The following is a 14,508-nucleotide window of genomic DNA, read 5'->3' on the forward strand; positions in this document are numbered from 1 at the left end:
AGTCGCCGGGCCGCACCGTCTGTGCGCGGGCGCGCATAGGCGGTGCGCCTCGCTATGTTGTGCAGCGCACAGACCGCCGGCGATGCGAGACCTACGCTGGTTTTCTCGCTCCTGCTTTCTTGAGGCATGTTCCCTATCCAGACATCGACGCTACCGGAATCGCTCGCCGAGGTAACCCAACCCGAGGTCCCCGCGACCGCCTTCAACGTCGGCACGGTCGCGGCGGTGCGTGGCAGCGTGGTCGATGTCCGCTTCTACAGGCACCTGCCGCCGATCCATTCGCTGCTGCACGCGGGCGACGACCGCCGGATCGTCATCGAAGTGCTGACGCAGCGCGACGCACACCACGTGCGCTGCATTGCGCTGACACCCACCGAGGGCCTCGCGCGCGGCATGCCGGTGCGCGACAGCGGCGCGCCGCTTCGCGCGCCGGTGGGCAAGGGCATCGTCTCGCGCATGTTCGACGTGTTCGGCAACACCATCGATCGTGGCGAGCCATTGACGGGCGTCGAGTGGCGGTCGGTGCATCGGGCGCCGCCTGCGCTGGCGCGGCGGTCCACGAAGTCGGAAGTCTTCGAGACCGGCATCAAGGTCATCGACGTGCTGGCGCCGTTGGAGCGCGGCGGCAAGGCCGGCATGTTCGGCGGCGCCGGCGTGGGCAAGACCGTGCTGTTGACCGAGATGATCCACAACATGATCGGCCGCCAGGACGGCGTCAGCATCTTCTGCGGCATCGGCGAGCGTTGTCGCGAGGGCGCGGACCTCTACGGCGAAATGAAGGCCGCGGGCGTACTGTCCAGGATGGTGATGATCTTTGCCCAGATGAACGAACCCCCGGGTGCGCGCTTTCGCGTCGGCGACGCGGCATTGACGATGGCCGAGTACTTCCGTGACGACGAGCACCGCGACGTGCTGCTGCTCATCGACAACATCTTCCGCTTCATCCAGGCCGGCTCCGAGGTGTCGGGCCTGATGGGGCAGATGCCGTCGCGGCTCGGCTACCAGCCGACGATGGGCACCGAACTCGCGGGTCTCGAGGAGCGCATCGCCAACACCGACACCGGCGCGATCACTTCGATCCAGGCGGTGTACGTGCCGGCCGACGACTTCACCGATCCGGCAGCGGTTCACACGTTCTCGCACCTGTCCGCCTCCATCGTGTTGTCGCGCCAGCGCGCCAGCGAAGGCTTGTACCCTGCCATCGATCCATTGCAGTCGCATTCGATGATGGCGACGCCCGGCATCGTCGGCGAGCGCCACTACGCGCTGGCGCAGGAGATCCGGCGCACGCTCGCGCAATACGCCAAGCTCAAGGACATCATCGCGATGCTGGGTCTGGAGCAGCTATCGCCCGCGGACCGCAGCGTGGTGGCGCGCGCGCGCCGGCTGGAGCGCTTCCTGACGCAGCCCTTCTTCACGACCGGGCAATTCACCGGGCAGGCGGGCAAGCTGGTGAGCCTGAAGGATGCGCTGGAGGGTTGCGAACGCATCCTGCACGACGAGTTCAACGACCGGCCCGAGAGTGCGCTCTACATGATCGGTGCGATCAGCGAGGCAAAGGCGGCGCCTGCCGCCAAACCCGAGGTGGCGACGCATGCGGCTTAAGGTGTTGCTGCCCTTCCAGGTCTTCGCCGACGAGGATGGCGTCTCGCGCATCGTTGCGGAGTCGCTTGGCGGATCGTTCGGCTTGTTGCCGCACCGGCTCGACTGCGTCGCTGCGCTGGTACCGGGAATACTGATCTATGAAACGCCCGCCCATGGCGAAGTCTGCCTCGCGGTGGACGAGGGCATCCTGGTCAAGACCGGGGCGAACGTGCTGGTGTCGGTGCGCCGTGCCTTGCGCGGTGCGGGCCTGGCGCAGTTGCGCGAAGCGGTCGCGCAACAGTTCTTGCAGGAGGACGCGCAAGCGCAGAGCCTTCGATCGGCCATGGCGGCCGTCGAGAGCGGCTTTCTGCGACGCTTCGCGCGTTTTGAAAATGCATGACGACGAGGACACCCCCTGGCCGCCCATGGCCCATCAGGTGGGCGCCAAGGCACAACGCAAACTCAAGGCGCGGCGTGATGGCACGCCCGGCGTCTGGCTCGGCCTCGGCATGATGGGCCTGGTCGGATGGTCGGTCGCGGTGCCGACCTTGCTGGGCGCCGCACTCGGCCTTTGGCTGGACAGGCACTACGCGGGCCAGCATTCGTGGACGCTCGCGCTGCTGGTGGCCGGCCTGGTGCTTGGTTGCGTGAACGCATGGCGCTGGGTTGCCAACGAAGACCGCGCGATGCACGAAGAAGGGGGGGCCGGCGATGCGTGAAGCGCTGTTCCTGTCGTTGTCCTTCATTGCCGGCGCGGTGCTCGGGGCAATCTTCTTTGGCGGCCTGTGCTGGACGGTCTACCGCGCCACCACGGCGAGGCAGCCCGGCCTGTGGATTTTCACCAGCCTGCTTCTGCGCATGGCCCTGACCTTGACGGGCTTCTATGTCGCCGGGGCGGGCCATTGGGAACGGCTGCTGGCGTGCCTGCTCGGCTTCGTGATCGCACGTGGCATGGTGACCTGGCTCGCACAGCCCGCGTCATCGCCACGCCGGCGCCTGGACCCTGGAGGCTCCCATGCGCCTTAGCCCGGACCAATGGATCTTCTGGCAACACGGATTCGTCAAGCTCAACGCAACCATCGTCTTCACGTGGGCGCTGATGCTGGTGCTGGTCGCAGGGTCCGCGCTCGTCACGCGCAGGCTCGGCAGCGGGCGGCAGCTCTCGCGCTGGCAATGCCTGCTCGAGATCGTCGTGACAGGCATCGCCGGACAGATCAGGGAGGTCGGCTTGAGCGAGCCTGGCAAGTACCTCGCATTCATCGGCACGCTGTTCGTCTTCGTCGCGGCCTCGGCCCTGTGCACCGTGCTGCCCGGCTTCGAGTCGCCCACCAGTTCGTTGTCGACCACCGCCGCCCTGGCGCTGTGCGTGTTCGTGGCGGTGCCTTTCTTCGGCATCGCGAGCCAGGGCCTGCGCGGCTACCTCAGGTCGTACCTGGAGCCCACCATCCTGATGCTGCCCTTCAACATCATCGGCGAGGCATCGCGCACGCTGGCGCTCGCCGTGCGTCTGTTCGGCAACATGATGAGCGGCGCGATGATCGCCGGCATCCTGCTGACGATCACGCCCTTTCTCTTTCCGGTCGTCATGACCTTGCTGGGCCTGCTCACCGGCATGGTGCAGGCCTACATCTTCAGCATCCTGGCGGCGGTCTACATCGCCGCCGCCACGCGCGTTGCCACGCCCAAGTCGGTCGAGCAACCCGCCGCGCCAACCACCCCACCACCCGAGGCCCGCCCATGGACAGCCTGACCCTGATTGCCATCGCATCGATCGTCATCGCCGGCCTCACCACCGGATTCGGCACCATGGGCCCCGCACTGGCCGAGGGCAGGGCGGTGGCGACGGCGTTGACGGCGCTGGCGCAACAGCCCGACGCCGCAGCCACCATCACGCGCACCCTGTTCGTCGGCCTGGCGATGATCGAGTCGACGGCCATCTATTGCTTCGTGGTGTCGATGATCCTGATCTTCGCCAACCCGTTCTGGAATGCCGCCGTGACGGCCGCGGCCCACGTCGCCGGGAAGTAAGCCATGCTGATCGACTGGTTCACCGTCGGTGCGCAGGCGCTGAACTTCCTCGTCCTCGTCTGGCTGATGAAGCGCTTTCTCTACAAGCCGGTACAGGACGCCATCGCCGCTCGCGAAAAGCGCATTGCCGACGAACTCGCGGATGCAGACGCGAGGAAGGCCGAGGCGATCAAGGAACGCCAGGCTTTCCAGCGCAAGAACGCCGACTTCGATCGCGACCGCGCCGCGCTGTTTGCCACTGCGACGAGCGACGCCAACGCGGACCGCCAGCGGCTGGACGATGTGGCACGTGGCGCGGCGGAGGCGCTGGCGGTCAAGCGCCAGGAGACACTGGCCGGCGACGCACAGAGGCTGAACGAATCGGTGCGCGACCGCACGGTGCAGGAAGTGTTGGCCATTGCGCGCCGCACGCTCGCAGACCTGGCCTCGGCGAGCCTTGAAGCCAGCGCCTGCGACGTGTTCACACAGCGCCTGCGGGCGCTGGACGGCAACGCCAGGGAAGGGCTCGACGCGGCACTGAAATCCGGCAATGGCCCTGCGCTCGTCCGCAGTGCGTTCGCGCTGCCACAGCCGCAACGCGATGCCGTCCAGCATGCGATCAACGAGACCTTTTCAATGGATGCCCCATTGCAGTTCGAAGTTGCCCCGGAGCTCGTGGGCGGCATCGAACTCAGCACGCAGGGGTACAAGTTCGCGTGGAGCATCTCCGACTACCTCGGTTCGTTGGACCGGGGCGTGAGCGAACTGCTGAAGGCGCGGGCCGCACCCGCCTCAACCCCGTCATCGAGCCCTGCGCCGAGCACTGCATGAACGCACCCACTGCCACGTTGCAGCAGACCTTCGACACCGCCTTCGAACTGCTGGCCCAGGCGCGCGATGCATTGGTGCCGCGCCTCGTGCCGCGCGAGGTCGGCACGGTCGTTTCCGTCGACACCGGCGTGGCCCATGTCAGCGGGTTGCCCGGCGTCGGCTATGCGGAAGTGATCCGCTTTCCCGGCGATGTGTCGGGCATTGCCTTCAACGTCGACGACACCGAAATCGGCGTGGTGCTGTTGGGCGACCATGCCCATCTGCATGCGGGCGACGAGGTCCAGCGCACGGGCCGGGTGATGGATGTCGCGGTCGGCGAAAGCCTGCTCGGCCGCGTGATCGATCCGCTGGGTCGCCCGCTCGACGGACAGGATGTGCCGACCGGCACCACCCGCTTGGCCATAGAGCGCCCGGCACCGGCGATCATGGACCGCGAGAGCGTCAACGTGCCGCTGCAGACCGGCCTGAAGGTGGTGGACGCGTTGATCCCGATCGGACGCGGCCAGCGCGAACTCATCCTCGGCGACCGGCAGACCGGAAAGACCTCGATGGCGATCGACACCATCATCAACCAGCGGGGCCAGGATGTCGTGTGCATCTATTGCGCGATCTGCCAGCGCGCGTCGGCAGTGGCCCGCGTCGTGGCCGTGCTGCGCGCCCAGGGCGCGATGGACTACACCGTGGTGGTCGTGGCCGAGGGCAACGACCCGCCGGGGCTGGCGTATGCCGCACCGTACGCCGCGACCAGCATCGCCGAGCACTTCATGGAAGCCGGGCGCGACGTGCTCATCGTCTACGACGACCTCACCCAGCATGCGCGCTCGTACCGCGAGTTGTCGCTGCTGCTGGAACGCCCGCCCGGACGCGAGGCCTTCCCCGGCGACATCTTCTACATCCACTCGCGGCTGCTGGAGCGTGCCACCCATCTGCGCAAGGAACTGGGCGGCGGGTCGCTCACGGCGCTGCCCATCATCGAAACCGAGGCGGAGGACATCTCGGCCTACATCCCGACCAACCTCATCTCCATCACGGACGGCCAGATCTACCTGTCGCCGACCCTGTTCGAACTCGGCGTGCTGCCTGCGGTCGACGTCGGCAAGTCGGTGTCGCGTGTAGGCGGCCAGGCGCAGCGCGCGGCTTTCCGGGCGGTGACAGGCGATCTCAAGCTGGGCTACGCGCAGTTCGAGGAACTCGAGTCTTCGCGCGGTTCGGCGCCAGGCTGGACGACGACACGCAGCAGGCCATCGTGCATGGACAACGCATCCGCGCGTGCCTGCAGCAGGCGGAGTTGTCGCCGGTGCCCGTGCCGGCGCAGATCGCGATCCTGATGGCGCTGAAGTCGCGCCTCTTCGAGCCTGTGACGCTGGATCGCATGACGCAAGCCCAGCGCGCGGTGCAGGAGGCTGCTGCGGGGATGCCCGTCGACCTGGCTACCCGGCTTGTCAGCGCCGACAAGCTGCGCGAAGAAGACCAGGTGGCGATCATCGAACTGGCCCGCAAGGCCATCGTGCCTTTCCTGCCGCATGCCGAGGCGAGCAAGACTGCGCCGACGGAAGCGCCCTGATGGCCGACACGTCCGCAAGCCTGCGGCGCAAGATCGCCAGCGCTGGCGACCTGCAATCGGTCGTTCGCGCGATGAAGTCGCAGGCGGCCGCGAGCGTGGGCCAGTACGAGCGGTCCGTGGCTGCGCTCGGCGACTATGCCCGCACGGTGGAACTCGGACTGGGCGCGTGCTTTCGCAGTAGCGCGCCGCTCGATGGCGCGCCGCCATCGCACGGACAGGCCGGCCGCGCCATCCGCGCCGTGATCTTCGGTTCCGACCAGGGCCTGGTCGGACGCTTCAATGACGTGGTGCTCGACCATGCACGCGCCACGCTGGCCGCGTTGCCTGCAACGGCGCAGGTCTGGGCGGTGGGCGACCGAATCAGTTCCGGGCTCGCGGACCGCCGCACGCTGGCGGCGGGTGTCTTCGCCGTACCGCGATCGGTGCAGGCGATCACGGCATTGGTCGGGCAGGTCATGGTGAAGGTCGTCGGGCAAGACGAGGCGCATGAAGCGCCCGGTGCACGCGCGTCACTCTACCTGTTCAACAACCGCCCGGTCTCGGGTTCGGCGTACGAGCCAGTGAGCCAGCGCCTGTTGCCACTCGACGAGAGCTGGCGACGAAAGCTCGCCGATCAGCCCTGGCCGACCGGCATGCTGCCCGAGGTGCTGGGTGAGGTGCCGCGTGAGGTGCCGGGCGAAGGCGCCATGACGCTGCGTGCGCTGATCCGCGAGTACCTGTTCGTCTCGATCTTCCGGGCCGCCGCGGAGTCGCTCGCAAGTGAAAACGCGAGTCGCCTGGCGGCAATGGACCGCGCCGACCACAACATCGAAAAAATGCTGCGCACACTCGGCGGCAGCTTTCATCGCCTGCGGCAGAGCAGCATCGACGATGAGCTGTCCGACGTGGTTGCGGGATTCAAGGCGCTGGGCGCCGGGCGATGATTGGCGCCTGGTGCGGGAACCGCTTGCGATGTGCGGTGTCGCACGGACATGAGCCCGGGATTCCGCGATGCTTTCAGGTGACAGTCTGTCGGCGCTGGTAGAGGATGCTTCGGCGCCCGCCCATCACACTGAGCGGTCCTCGATGCCGGCGACTGTCCCCCTCTCCGCGCTCAGCGCTCGCCGGACCGGGCCTTCGCGGCCACGTGGCCGCTGGGCGTTACCCGCATCACGATGGCATTGCCGGTATAGGACTGGCTGCCGCGAACCTGGTGCGTCGGCGGCAGATCGGCTTCGACCAGGCCCGCCGTTCGAAGTATCTCCAGCTTGCCGATCTCGCTGTCGTCAACGATCCTGGCTGGAAGCCTTGCGCAGCGGAGGCGCTCAAGAAGAACGTAGGGCATCGCCGGTTTCCTCAGGTCGGATCATGCGGCGCTGGCTGCCGCCGGCTGAAGCGCAGGCTTTCGCAAGTCGACGGTGTACAAGACCTGCGTGATGTCATCCGGGTCGCGCTTGTGGTCGAGCTGCAGGTGTGCCGCGAACTTGCGCATCAGGTTGTTGTCTTCGAGGTCGCTCGAATGCATCTGCTCGATGCCGAGTTTTTTCGCGGCCACGATGAGGTACTTCATCAACAGCGTGCCGAGTCCCTTGTTTTGCCACGCGTCGCTGACGGTCACGGCAAACTCGCATTCCTTGCCTCCCGCCTGCGCGCTGAATCGCGCAACGCCCACTTCGATCTCCTTCGCGTTCTCCTCGATCACCGCGACGTACGCCATGTCCGTCGACGGGTCGATCGTCGTCAACTTTTGAAGCAGCGCATCGCCCGGTGAGTTCAAGGTCTCCAGAAAGCGGAATCGCCGCGACGCGGGCGACAGGGCCTCGATGAACTTGCGCTCCATCTCGACATCGTCCTTGTGGATCGGCCGAATCAACACCCTGTCGCCGCCGCGCAGCATTTCGTGCCGGCCGCCATTCAATCCTTCGTTGCCGGCCGCGGAATCGTTGTTGGCCGCCGCGTCCTTCGATGCGCTGATCATGTTGTTTCCTTTGAGATTGCGAGATGGCGCCGCAGTGCCTTCGCGCGCCTGACACGAAGCGCCACGAACACCGCGCAGCGTCAACGTCGCGCGAGGTGTCTCCCGGTGGGACGTGTCAAGGTTCGTCATGGCAATGGGCCCGTGTCTGGATCCACAAAGCTTGCGCCGATAGCGCAGTTCAGTCTGTGCGGTGACGTACCGATGCTCAATGCGAAACCAATGCGCATCGATTCGGGCTCACCAGCAGATCACTCGTGACACCACCCAGCGCCCATTCCCGCAAGCGACTGTGGCCGTATGCACCCGCAACAATCAAGTCGATGTCGATGTCCTGACCCAAGGCATAAAGCGCTTCGGCATCGTCACCGGTCGATGGTGATGCGATGCACTTCGCAGTAACGCCATGCCGCTGCAGCCAGGCGGCGACATCCGCGAGGCGGATTCGACACGCGGCTTGATCGGCGTGCGTGCAAATCTCGACCAGGCTCACGTGCGCGGCTTTCTGTAGCAGCGGGATCGCATCGACGATGGCCCGGCGCGCCTCGCGCGTGTCCTTCCATCCGATCATCACGCGATCGAGGTCGACCTTGTCGGTGGCGGCCGGCACCAGCAGCACGGGTCGTCCGGCCCGCATGATGAGATCGTTGGTGTTGAGGCAGCGGGCAGCATCGAGCATGCGGTTCGTGTCGACGGTGGTCAGGATGAGATCGGCGCTGCGCGCTTCGCCTGCGACGTAGTCGGCCAACAGGTCAAAGGGCATCGAGCAGCGCCACTCGGGCGGTTCCGGCATGCCCTGCAGTGCGCTTCGAAAACCTGCCTCGACATCCTTCAGCAGCCTGGCGGTTTGCGCCCGGCTCTCCTCATACATTTCTTGCGGAACAATTCCGTCGCCGTACGCCATCTCCAGAGGCTGTTGGGCTGCGATGCCGATCACGTTGGCGCCATGGCTTTCTGCGAGATGACGGGCCATCTTCAGCACGCCGCTGTTCAACTGCCCGATCTGCAGGTGCACCATCAATGTTGCGTAGGTCACGATAGTCCTTTGGCCTCAATGTGCGAGCACTTATGCAGTGGCCTGCGCGATCGACCCGGCAAGAACAGATCTCACCTTTGATTGATCTTCCGCGCCGCCATGGACCAGAAGAACGTACTTGTCGACCTTGACGGCAGTTTCGTACTTGATGACCTGATCCTTGGGCACACCGACTTGCGTCAGCGCCGCGCCCAGCGCAGAAAGGCTGCCAACCAGGACGGCGCCTTCCAGCGCGCTGACCAGTGCTGCCACGACGGGGCCTGCCATTGCCACAAGGCCGAGACCGGGCAGGATGAAGACAGCCGGCGCCAGCAACAGGCCCCAGATCCCACCCCAGAATGCGCCCGCGCCGCCCCACGCCTTGATCTTGTCGGCGACGGTGTAGAAGCCCATCGGGTGTTCTTCGCTGTGATAGCCACGTCCGACCAGGGACAGCTTCTTGACGTCGAACCCCGACTCGCTCAACGCGTGGATCGCGTCCTCTGCCTGCACGCGCGTCTCGAAGATGTAGGCCGGGGAAATATCGGTGATCATGCTGCTGCTTTCGTGGGTGATGTGAACGTGGCCCGCGAGGCGAGCGTGAGGTTGTCGATGACGCTGCGCACGCCGGGCGCGGCCCATGCACTTTGCATGGCGAGGTCTCGCTCGTGCCAGCCTTGCACCGTTCCCGACAGCGTGACATCGGCGCCGTGGACCGAAGCCGAAATCGGTTGCGCGTCGGCCGTCGCGAGCCGCGCGAGCGCGGCGTCAAGGTCCAACTGGAGAGTGTCTTCGGCGTCGCGGGGCTTGAGCGTGATCTGGTTGTCGATGCCGCGCACGCCCGCAAGATGGCTGGCGAATTCGATCGCCGCTTCCCTCTGGTACTGCCAGTGCACCTCGCCCGAAAGGGTGATCCATCCGTGCTCGACCATGACCTTGACGGCATCGGTCGGCAGGAGCGTATGGGCGTTCAGCGCAGTTTCGGCCGACCGCGCGATGTCGGCGTCGGTTCGTTTTCCAAGTTCGGAGAGCTTGACGTCCAGCGCCATGACCAGCGCCTGCACGCCGAATACGCGTTGTGCGGCGCCTTGTGCCGCCCATTTCTCGGGGAAGCTGCTGACCTCGCCGGCCAGGGTGACCACGCCGTCCTTGACTGCCACGCCGATTTCGGCCGCGTGGACGGACGGGTCCCACTTCAGTTCCGCGAGGACGTCCTGCTGGAGTTGGTTGTCGGTCTTCATGACGTCCTCTGGCGAAGGATGCGGGCTTTCATCGGGCGGGTACGACCACCACGGTGTCGCCGCTCGCGCCGGTGGAGCCGGTTCTGCCCTGCCCGCCGATGTCTCCGGTCGCGCCCGTATTTCCGGTGTTGCCTGTGCTTCCCGTGGCGCCGGTGTAGCCCGTGTTGCCCTGGTTACCCTGCGGGCCCATGGGCCCTGTGCAAGCGCCAAGCGCGAGCATGGCGACGAGCAGGAGCGAGGGCAATGTGTAGTTCTTCACGATGGTTCCTGTGGAATCGGGTCGCGACCGGAATGGTGCGCACCTGTGCACTGTCAGTGGTTGCAGGGACACCGTCTGTTCGGTGCCGCGCACAGCCTCGCCCGGCGCTTCTTCGAGCGGAACTCGCGCTGTTCTCCTACAAACCGGCTTGAGGAACGAATCGGCAAATCGGAAACGGAGGATGTTCATGATCGCTTCCTGACGTGGTACGCCAGCGCACAGACCGACCAGCGCGATGCGCCTATGTTGGTATGGCGTGCCCCGGCGGCGCGCCAGAACCCGGAAGACATCATGACAAGAACCCACCCCTACGAATTCGGCCTGGACAAGAACGAGGCCAATTTCGTGGCCTTGTCGCCCATGAGCTTCATCGAGCGATCAGCCTGCGTGTACCCTGAGCACATCGCGTTGATCTATGGATCACGACGGCAAACCTGGCGCGACACGTATGCGCGCTGTCGCCGACTGGCCAGTGCGCTCGTGCAACGCGGCGTCGGCGCCGGCGACACCGTCGCGGTCATGCTGCCCAACGTGCCGGCGATGTTCGAGGCGCATTTCGGCGTGCCGATGGCGGGTGCCGTGCTCAACACGCTCAACACGCGGCTCGATGCAGAGGCCATCGCCTTCATGTTGCAGCATGGCGAGGCCAAGGTGCTGCTGACCGACCGCGAGTTCGCCGTCGTGATCGAGAAGGCCCTCGCGATGGTCGGCGACAGGCGGCCGTTCGTGATCGAGGTCGAGGACGACGATGCACCGCCCGGCAAATCCCTCGGCGATGTTTCTTACGAGTCTTTCCTCTCTCGTGGCGACCCCGGCTTTCGCTGGAAGCTGCCTTCCGACGAGTGGAACGCCATCGCACTGAACTACACGTCCGGCACGACCGGCAACCCCAAGGGCGTGGTGACGCACCACCGCGGCGCCTACCTCAATGCGGTTTCGAACGTCGTGACCTGGGAGATGCCGCGCCATCCCGTGTACCTGTGGACCTTGCCGATGTTCCATTGCAACGGCTGGTGCTTCCCGTGGACCCTGGCCTTGCAGTCCGGCGCCAGCGTATGCCTGCGCAAGTTCGAACCGGCGGTGGTCTTCGACCTGATCCGCGAGCACAAGGTCACCCACCTGTGCGGTGCGCCCATCGTCTACGGCATGCTGATCAACGCGCCCGAAGCGCAGCGCGCGGGGATCGCTCACGCTGTCAAGGGCCTGATCGCCGGCTCTGCGCCGCCCGCCGCCATCATCGAAGGCTGCGAACAGATGGGCATCGCCATCACCCACGTCTACGGCCTGACCGAGGTCTACGGCCCGGCGGCGGTATGCGCCCAGCAGGTCGAGTGGGCCGCACTCCCCGTGGGCGAACGGGCCCGCCTGAACGCCCGCCAGGGTGTGGCCTACCCGATGCAGGAGGCCATCGCCGTGCTCACGCCCGACACGATGGAGCCGGTGCCGGCCGACGGCGAGACGATCGGCGAGATCTTCTTCCGCGGCAATGTGGTGATGAAGGGCTACCTGAAGAACGCGAAGGCCACGGAGGAAGCGTTTGCCGGTGGCTGGTTCCACACGGGCGACCTAGCGGTGACGCAGCCCGACGGCTACGTCAAGATCAAGGATCGCAGCAAGGACGTGATCATCTCCGGCGGCGAGAACATTTCCAGTGTCGAGGTCGAGGAGGTGCTGTATCGCCATGCAGCGGTGCTCGCAGCGGCCGTCGTGGCCAAGCCGGATGAGAAATGGGGCGAGGTGGCCGCGGCCTTCGTCGAACTCCGCGAGGGAGCCACGGTGACGGAGGCGGAAATCATCGCGCATTGCCGCGCCGAGATGGCGCGATTCAAGGTGCCCAAGCAGGTCATCTTCGGCGAACTACCCAAGACTTCCACCGGGAAGATCCAGAAGTTCGTGTTGCGCGAGCAGTTGCATTCGGCCGCGGCCATCGTGTGAGTGCTGTCATGAAACTCCTGTTCACTGCCAGTTCCAGGCAACCGAAGCATCGAGACAAGACACCATGAACGAAATGAACGGCTACGACGTCGAAGACCTGAAGGCGGGCATGTCCGCGACCTACTCGAAGACCATCACCGAGGCCGACATCGTCCTGTTTGCCGGCGTCTCCGGCGACAACAACGCCCTGCATGTGAACGAGGAGTTCGCGGCGACGACGCGCTTCGGCGGCCGCATCGCGCACGGCTTCCTGACGGCCAGCGTGATTTCGGCCGCGGTGGCCAACCACCTTCCCGGACCGGGCACGATCTATCTCAGCCAGTTGCTGAACTTCCGCGCGCCGGTGCACATTGGCGAAACGGTGCATGCCAGCGTGAGTGTCAAATCCGTAGACCCCATTCGCCGCCGCGTGACGCTTGAAACCATCTGCATGGTCGGAACGACGGTGGTGATCGATGGCGAAGCGTTGGTGATGACCACCTCGTCCGCCAAGCGGCCGCCCTCGATCGCCGCCGTGCAGCCGCAGCAGACGCCGGCGCTCAGCCTGGCGTGAATGCGAGCGGACCCCAGGAGAAAGACCATGCCCTCGACAACATCCCCGACCCCGGTCACCGATACCAGGATCATCATGTCCGACCCGACCGCGCTGGGCGTGTTTGGCCTGTCGATGGTCACCTTCGTGGCGTCTTCCCAGAAAATGGGCTGGACCAGTGGCAGCGTCTACCTGATTCCCCGGGCGCTGTTTCTGGGCTCGATAGCGCAGGTCTGGGCCTCCAGCGTCGACTTCAAAAAGAACAACTACTTCGGCGCCATCGTGCTGGGCGCCTACGGCCTGTTCTGGGGCGCCGTGGCCATGCACTGGGCCGTCAGCCTTGGCTGGTTCGGCGCGGTCGGCGCCAACGCCGACCCCAGGCAGCTTGGCGTGGCATGCATCGGCTTTTTCATCTTCTCGTTGTTCATCATGGTCGCGGCATTCGAGGCGAACAAGGTGTTCGCGGCCATCCTGGTGATGATCAATGTGCTGCTTCCCTCGCTGGCGCTGAGCATCTTCGGCATCAACGCGCCGCTCTTCGGTGCGCTCGCAGCGTATTCGGAACTGGCGATCTCGTTGCTGGGCTTCTACTGTGCGGGCGCGGTGTTCCTGAACAGCTACTTCGGCCGTGAGCTTCTGCCGCTTGGCAAGCCGTTCGGTTTCATCCGCAAGGGTCCGGCCACGCCACCAGCCAAGGTGGTGCACGTGATCGAACCGGTTCCCGCTCTGGCCAGGGCGCTGATCTGACAGGTAAGCATCATCTTCCCTGCGCGGAGCGGCGCCCGAACCGGCGACCGCGAAGGTCGACCAGGATCGGCGGCAACGCCAGCACGGTCAATGTGCAGGCGATCGGAATGGTCGCCGCGAAACCCGCGGCCTTGAATGCCATCGCGCCACCCACGCCTCCGACGAAGAACGACGCCAGGATGGCGGAATGGATGAAGAGCTTGTCGCGGTTGGCCTTGACGAAGTGCACGGTGTTGGCCGTCTCGTTGCGGTTCCAGTAGACCAGCCGGCCCAGCTCGATGCCGATGTCGGTCGCGATGCCGGTCATATGGGTCGTTCGGATCTCGGCATCGGAAATCTTGGTGATGATCGCGTTCTGCAAGCCCATGATGAAGCACAGCAGCAGCACCGTGGACGGCACCAGCAGATGGGGCAATGACGCGAGGTTCGCACCCGCCAGGCCGAACAACAGCAGCAGCGCGGCCTCGACCATCAGGGCCAGCGCATATTTGCTGTGCAACTTGTGGCGCCGCGCCCAGTTGATCAGGAGGGCGGTACAGGCGGCGCCGGCCATGAACGTCGCAAGCGCAGCAACGCCTGCGAACGCCATCGCCACGCTGCCGATGGCCAGGTCATCCGCGACCGACGACACGATGCCTGTCATGTGGGAGGTGTAGCGGTGTACCGCAAGAAAGCCGCCCGCGTTGATCGCACCGGCAACGGCGGCGAGCACGCAGCCCAGCTGGCGATTGGCCGCCTGGGTGCGCCGCCTTCCGACCAGCCCGTAAAGGAGGTTCGCCCACCGCGCAGTCATGTCGAACCCGTTGTAGTCCGGCGGCGCAGGCGGGTCTGTGCGCTAC

The 14,508-nt window shown here is 65.7% G+C and carries 20 protein-coding genes; 13 read left to right on the forward strand and 7 right to left on the reverse strand.

The window, feature by feature from the left end; translation table 11 throughout:
* The first annotated feature begins 126 nt into the window (after nt 1-126).
* From atpD to HCU76_RS09895, 10 genes are read left to right on the forward strand one after another with little or no spacing between them, the layout of a single operon-like run.
* Nucleotides 127-1,605 carry a F0F1 ATP synthase subunit beta gene (atpD, locus tag HCU76_RS09855; RefSeq protein ID WP_218509125.1) on the forward strand — a complete coding sequence of 493 codons (1,479 nt, stop codon included), beginning with the start codon at nt 127-129 and terminating at the stop codon, nt 1,603-1,605.
* Nucleotides 1,595-1,984: a F0F1 ATP synthase subunit epsilon gene (locus HCU76_RS09860; RefSeq protein WP_218509126.1), complete on the forward strand. Its 390-nt coding sequence runs from the start codon at nt 1,595-1,597 to the stop codon at nt 1,982-1,984. Before atpD ends, HCU76_RS09860 begins: the two co-directional genes overlap by 11 nt.
* 25 nt (nt 1,985-2,009) lie before the next feature.
* Nucleotides 2,010-2,303, forward strand: coding sequence for an AtpZ/AtpI family protein (locus tag HCU76_RS09865; protein ID WP_256354109.1), 294 nt, complete (start codon nt 2,010-2,012; stop codon nt 2,301-2,303).
* Nucleotides 2,296-2,610 (forward strand): ATP synthase subunit I, encoded by a 315-nt coding sequence (locus HCU76_RS09870; protein WP_218509128.1) that lies wholly within the window; start codon nt 2,296-2,298, stop codon nt 2,608-2,610. Before HCU76_RS09865 ends, HCU76_RS09870 begins: the two co-directional genes overlap by 8 nt.
* Entirely contained in the window at nt 2,600-3,334 is a 735-nt protein-coding gene (locus tag HCU76_RS09875; RefSeq protein WP_218509129.1) for a F0F1 ATP synthase subunit A, read from the forward strand. Before HCU76_RS09870 ends, HCU76_RS09875 begins: the two co-directional genes overlap by 11 nt.
* Nucleotides 3,322-3,612, forward strand: coding sequence for a F0F1 ATP synthase subunit C (locus HCU76_RS09880; RefSeq protein WP_218509130.1), 291 nt, complete (start codon nt 3,322-3,324; stop codon nt 3,610-3,612). Before HCU76_RS09875 ends, HCU76_RS09880 begins: the two co-directional genes overlap by 13 nt.
* Before the next feature lie 3 nt (nt 3,613-3,615).
* A complete protein-coding gene (locus HCU76_RS09885) occupies nt 3,616-4,422 on the forward strand; it encodes a F0F1 ATP synthase subunit B (RefSeq protein WP_218509131.1) in 807 nt (268 codons plus the stop codon).
* Entirely contained in the window at nt 4,419-5,750 is a 1,332-nt protein-coding gene (locus HCU76_RS09890) for a F0F1 ATP synthase subunit alpha (protein ID WP_305729948.1), read from the forward strand. The genes HCU76_RS09885 and HCU76_RS09890 overlap by 4 nt, the downstream gene beginning before the upstream one ends.
* Entirely contained in the window at nt 5,669-5,986 is a 318-nt protein-coding gene (locus HCU76_RS37090; RefSeq protein WP_371319786.1) for a hypothetical protein, read from the forward strand. The genes HCU76_RS09890 and HCU76_RS37090 overlap by 82 nt, the downstream gene beginning before the upstream one ends.
* Nucleotides 5,986-6,909 carry a F0F1 ATP synthase subunit gamma gene (locus HCU76_RS09895; protein WP_218509132.1) on the forward strand — a complete coding sequence of 308 codons (924 nt, stop codon included), beginning with the start codon at nt 5,986-5,988 and terminating at the stop codon, nt 6,907-6,909. Before HCU76_RS37090 ends, HCU76_RS09895 begins: the two co-directional genes overlap by 1 nt.
* 170 nt (nt 6,910-7,079) lie before the next feature.
* On the opposite strand, the gene HCU76_RS09900 is transcribed toward HCU76_RS09895, so the two are convergent.
* The 6 genes from HCU76_RS09900 to HCU76_RS36565 all read right to left on the reverse strand — a co-directional run bounded on the left by HCU76_RS09900 (nt 7,080) and on the right by HCU76_RS36565 (nt 10,455).
* Nucleotides 7,080-7,310, reverse strand: coding sequence for a hypothetical protein (locus HCU76_RS09900; RefSeq protein ID WP_218509133.1), 231 nt, complete (start codon nt 7,308-7,310; stop codon nt 7,080-7,082).
* A gap of 21 nt (nt 7,311-7,331) precedes the next feature.
* Nucleotides 7,332-7,943, reverse strand: coding sequence for a GNAT family N-acetyltransferase (locus HCU76_RS09905; RefSeq protein ID WP_218509134.1), 612 nt, complete (start codon nt 7,941-7,943; stop codon nt 7,332-7,334).
* A 205-nt stretch (nt 7,944-8,148) separates the two neighbouring features.
* Nucleotides 8,149-8,976, reverse strand: coding sequence for a universal stress protein (locus tag HCU76_RS09910; protein ID WP_218509135.1), 828 nt, complete (start codon nt 8,974-8,976; stop codon nt 8,149-8,151).
* Between the two features lie 30 nt (nt 8,977-9,006).
* Nucleotides 9,007-9,510, reverse strand: coding sequence for a DUF1269 domain-containing protein (locus HCU76_RS09915; protein ID WP_218509136.1), 504 nt, complete (start codon nt 9,508-9,510; stop codon nt 9,007-9,009).
* Nucleotides 9,507-10,196, reverse strand: a complete 690-nt coding sequence (locus tag HCU76_RS09920; protein WP_218509137.1) for a BON domain-containing protein — start codon at nt 10,194-10,196, stop codon at nt 9,507-9,509. The genes HCU76_RS09915 and HCU76_RS09920 overlap by 4 nt, the downstream gene beginning before the upstream one ends.
* Before the next feature lie 28 nt (nt 10,197-10,224).
* Complete coding sequence (locus HCU76_RS36565; protein ID WP_218509138.1) at nt 10,225-10,455, reverse strand: hypothetical protein; 231 nt, start codon at nt 10,453-10,455, stop codon at nt 10,225-10,227.
* Nucleotides 10,456-10,746: 291 nt separating this feature from the next.
* Here HCU76_RS36565 and HCU76_RS09930 point away from each other — a divergent pair, with 291 nt between their 5' ends.
* The 3 genes from HCU76_RS09930 (at nt 10,747) to HCU76_RS09940 (ending at nt 13,669) form a co-directional block, all read left to right on the forward strand.
* Nucleotides 10,747-12,390 carry an acyl-CoA synthetase gene (locus tag HCU76_RS09930; RefSeq protein WP_218509139.1) on the forward strand — a complete coding sequence of 548 codons (1,644 nt, stop codon included), beginning with the start codon at nt 10,747-10,749 and terminating at the stop codon, nt 12,388-12,390.
* 64 nt (nt 12,391-12,454) lie between these two features.
* Complete coding sequence (locus HCU76_RS09935; RefSeq protein ID WP_213953431.1) at nt 12,455-12,943, forward strand: MaoC family dehydratase; 489 nt, start codon at nt 12,455-12,457, stop codon at nt 12,941-12,943.
* Nucleotides 12,944-12,970: 27 nt separating this feature from the next.
* A complete protein-coding gene (locus HCU76_RS09940; RefSeq protein WP_218509140.1) occupies nt 12,971-13,669 on the forward strand; it encodes an acetate uptake transporter in 699 nt (232 codons plus the stop codon).
* 10 nt (nt 13,670-13,679) lie between these two features.
* Here HCU76_RS09940 and HCU76_RS09945 read toward each other — a convergent pair whose 3' ends face one another.
* Nucleotides 13,680-14,462 carry a YoaK family protein gene (locus tag HCU76_RS09945; protein WP_218509141.1) on the reverse strand — a complete coding sequence of 261 codons (783 nt, stop codon included), beginning with the start codon at nt 14,460-14,462 and terminating at the stop codon, nt 13,680-13,682.
* Between the last annotated feature and the right edge of the window lie 46 nt (nt 14,463-14,508).

It is taken from the genome of Variovorax sp. dw_308, assembly GCF_019207085.1.
Classification (GTDB): Bacteria; Pseudomonadota; Gammaproteobacteria; order Burkholderiales; family Burkholderiaceae_C; genus Variovorax.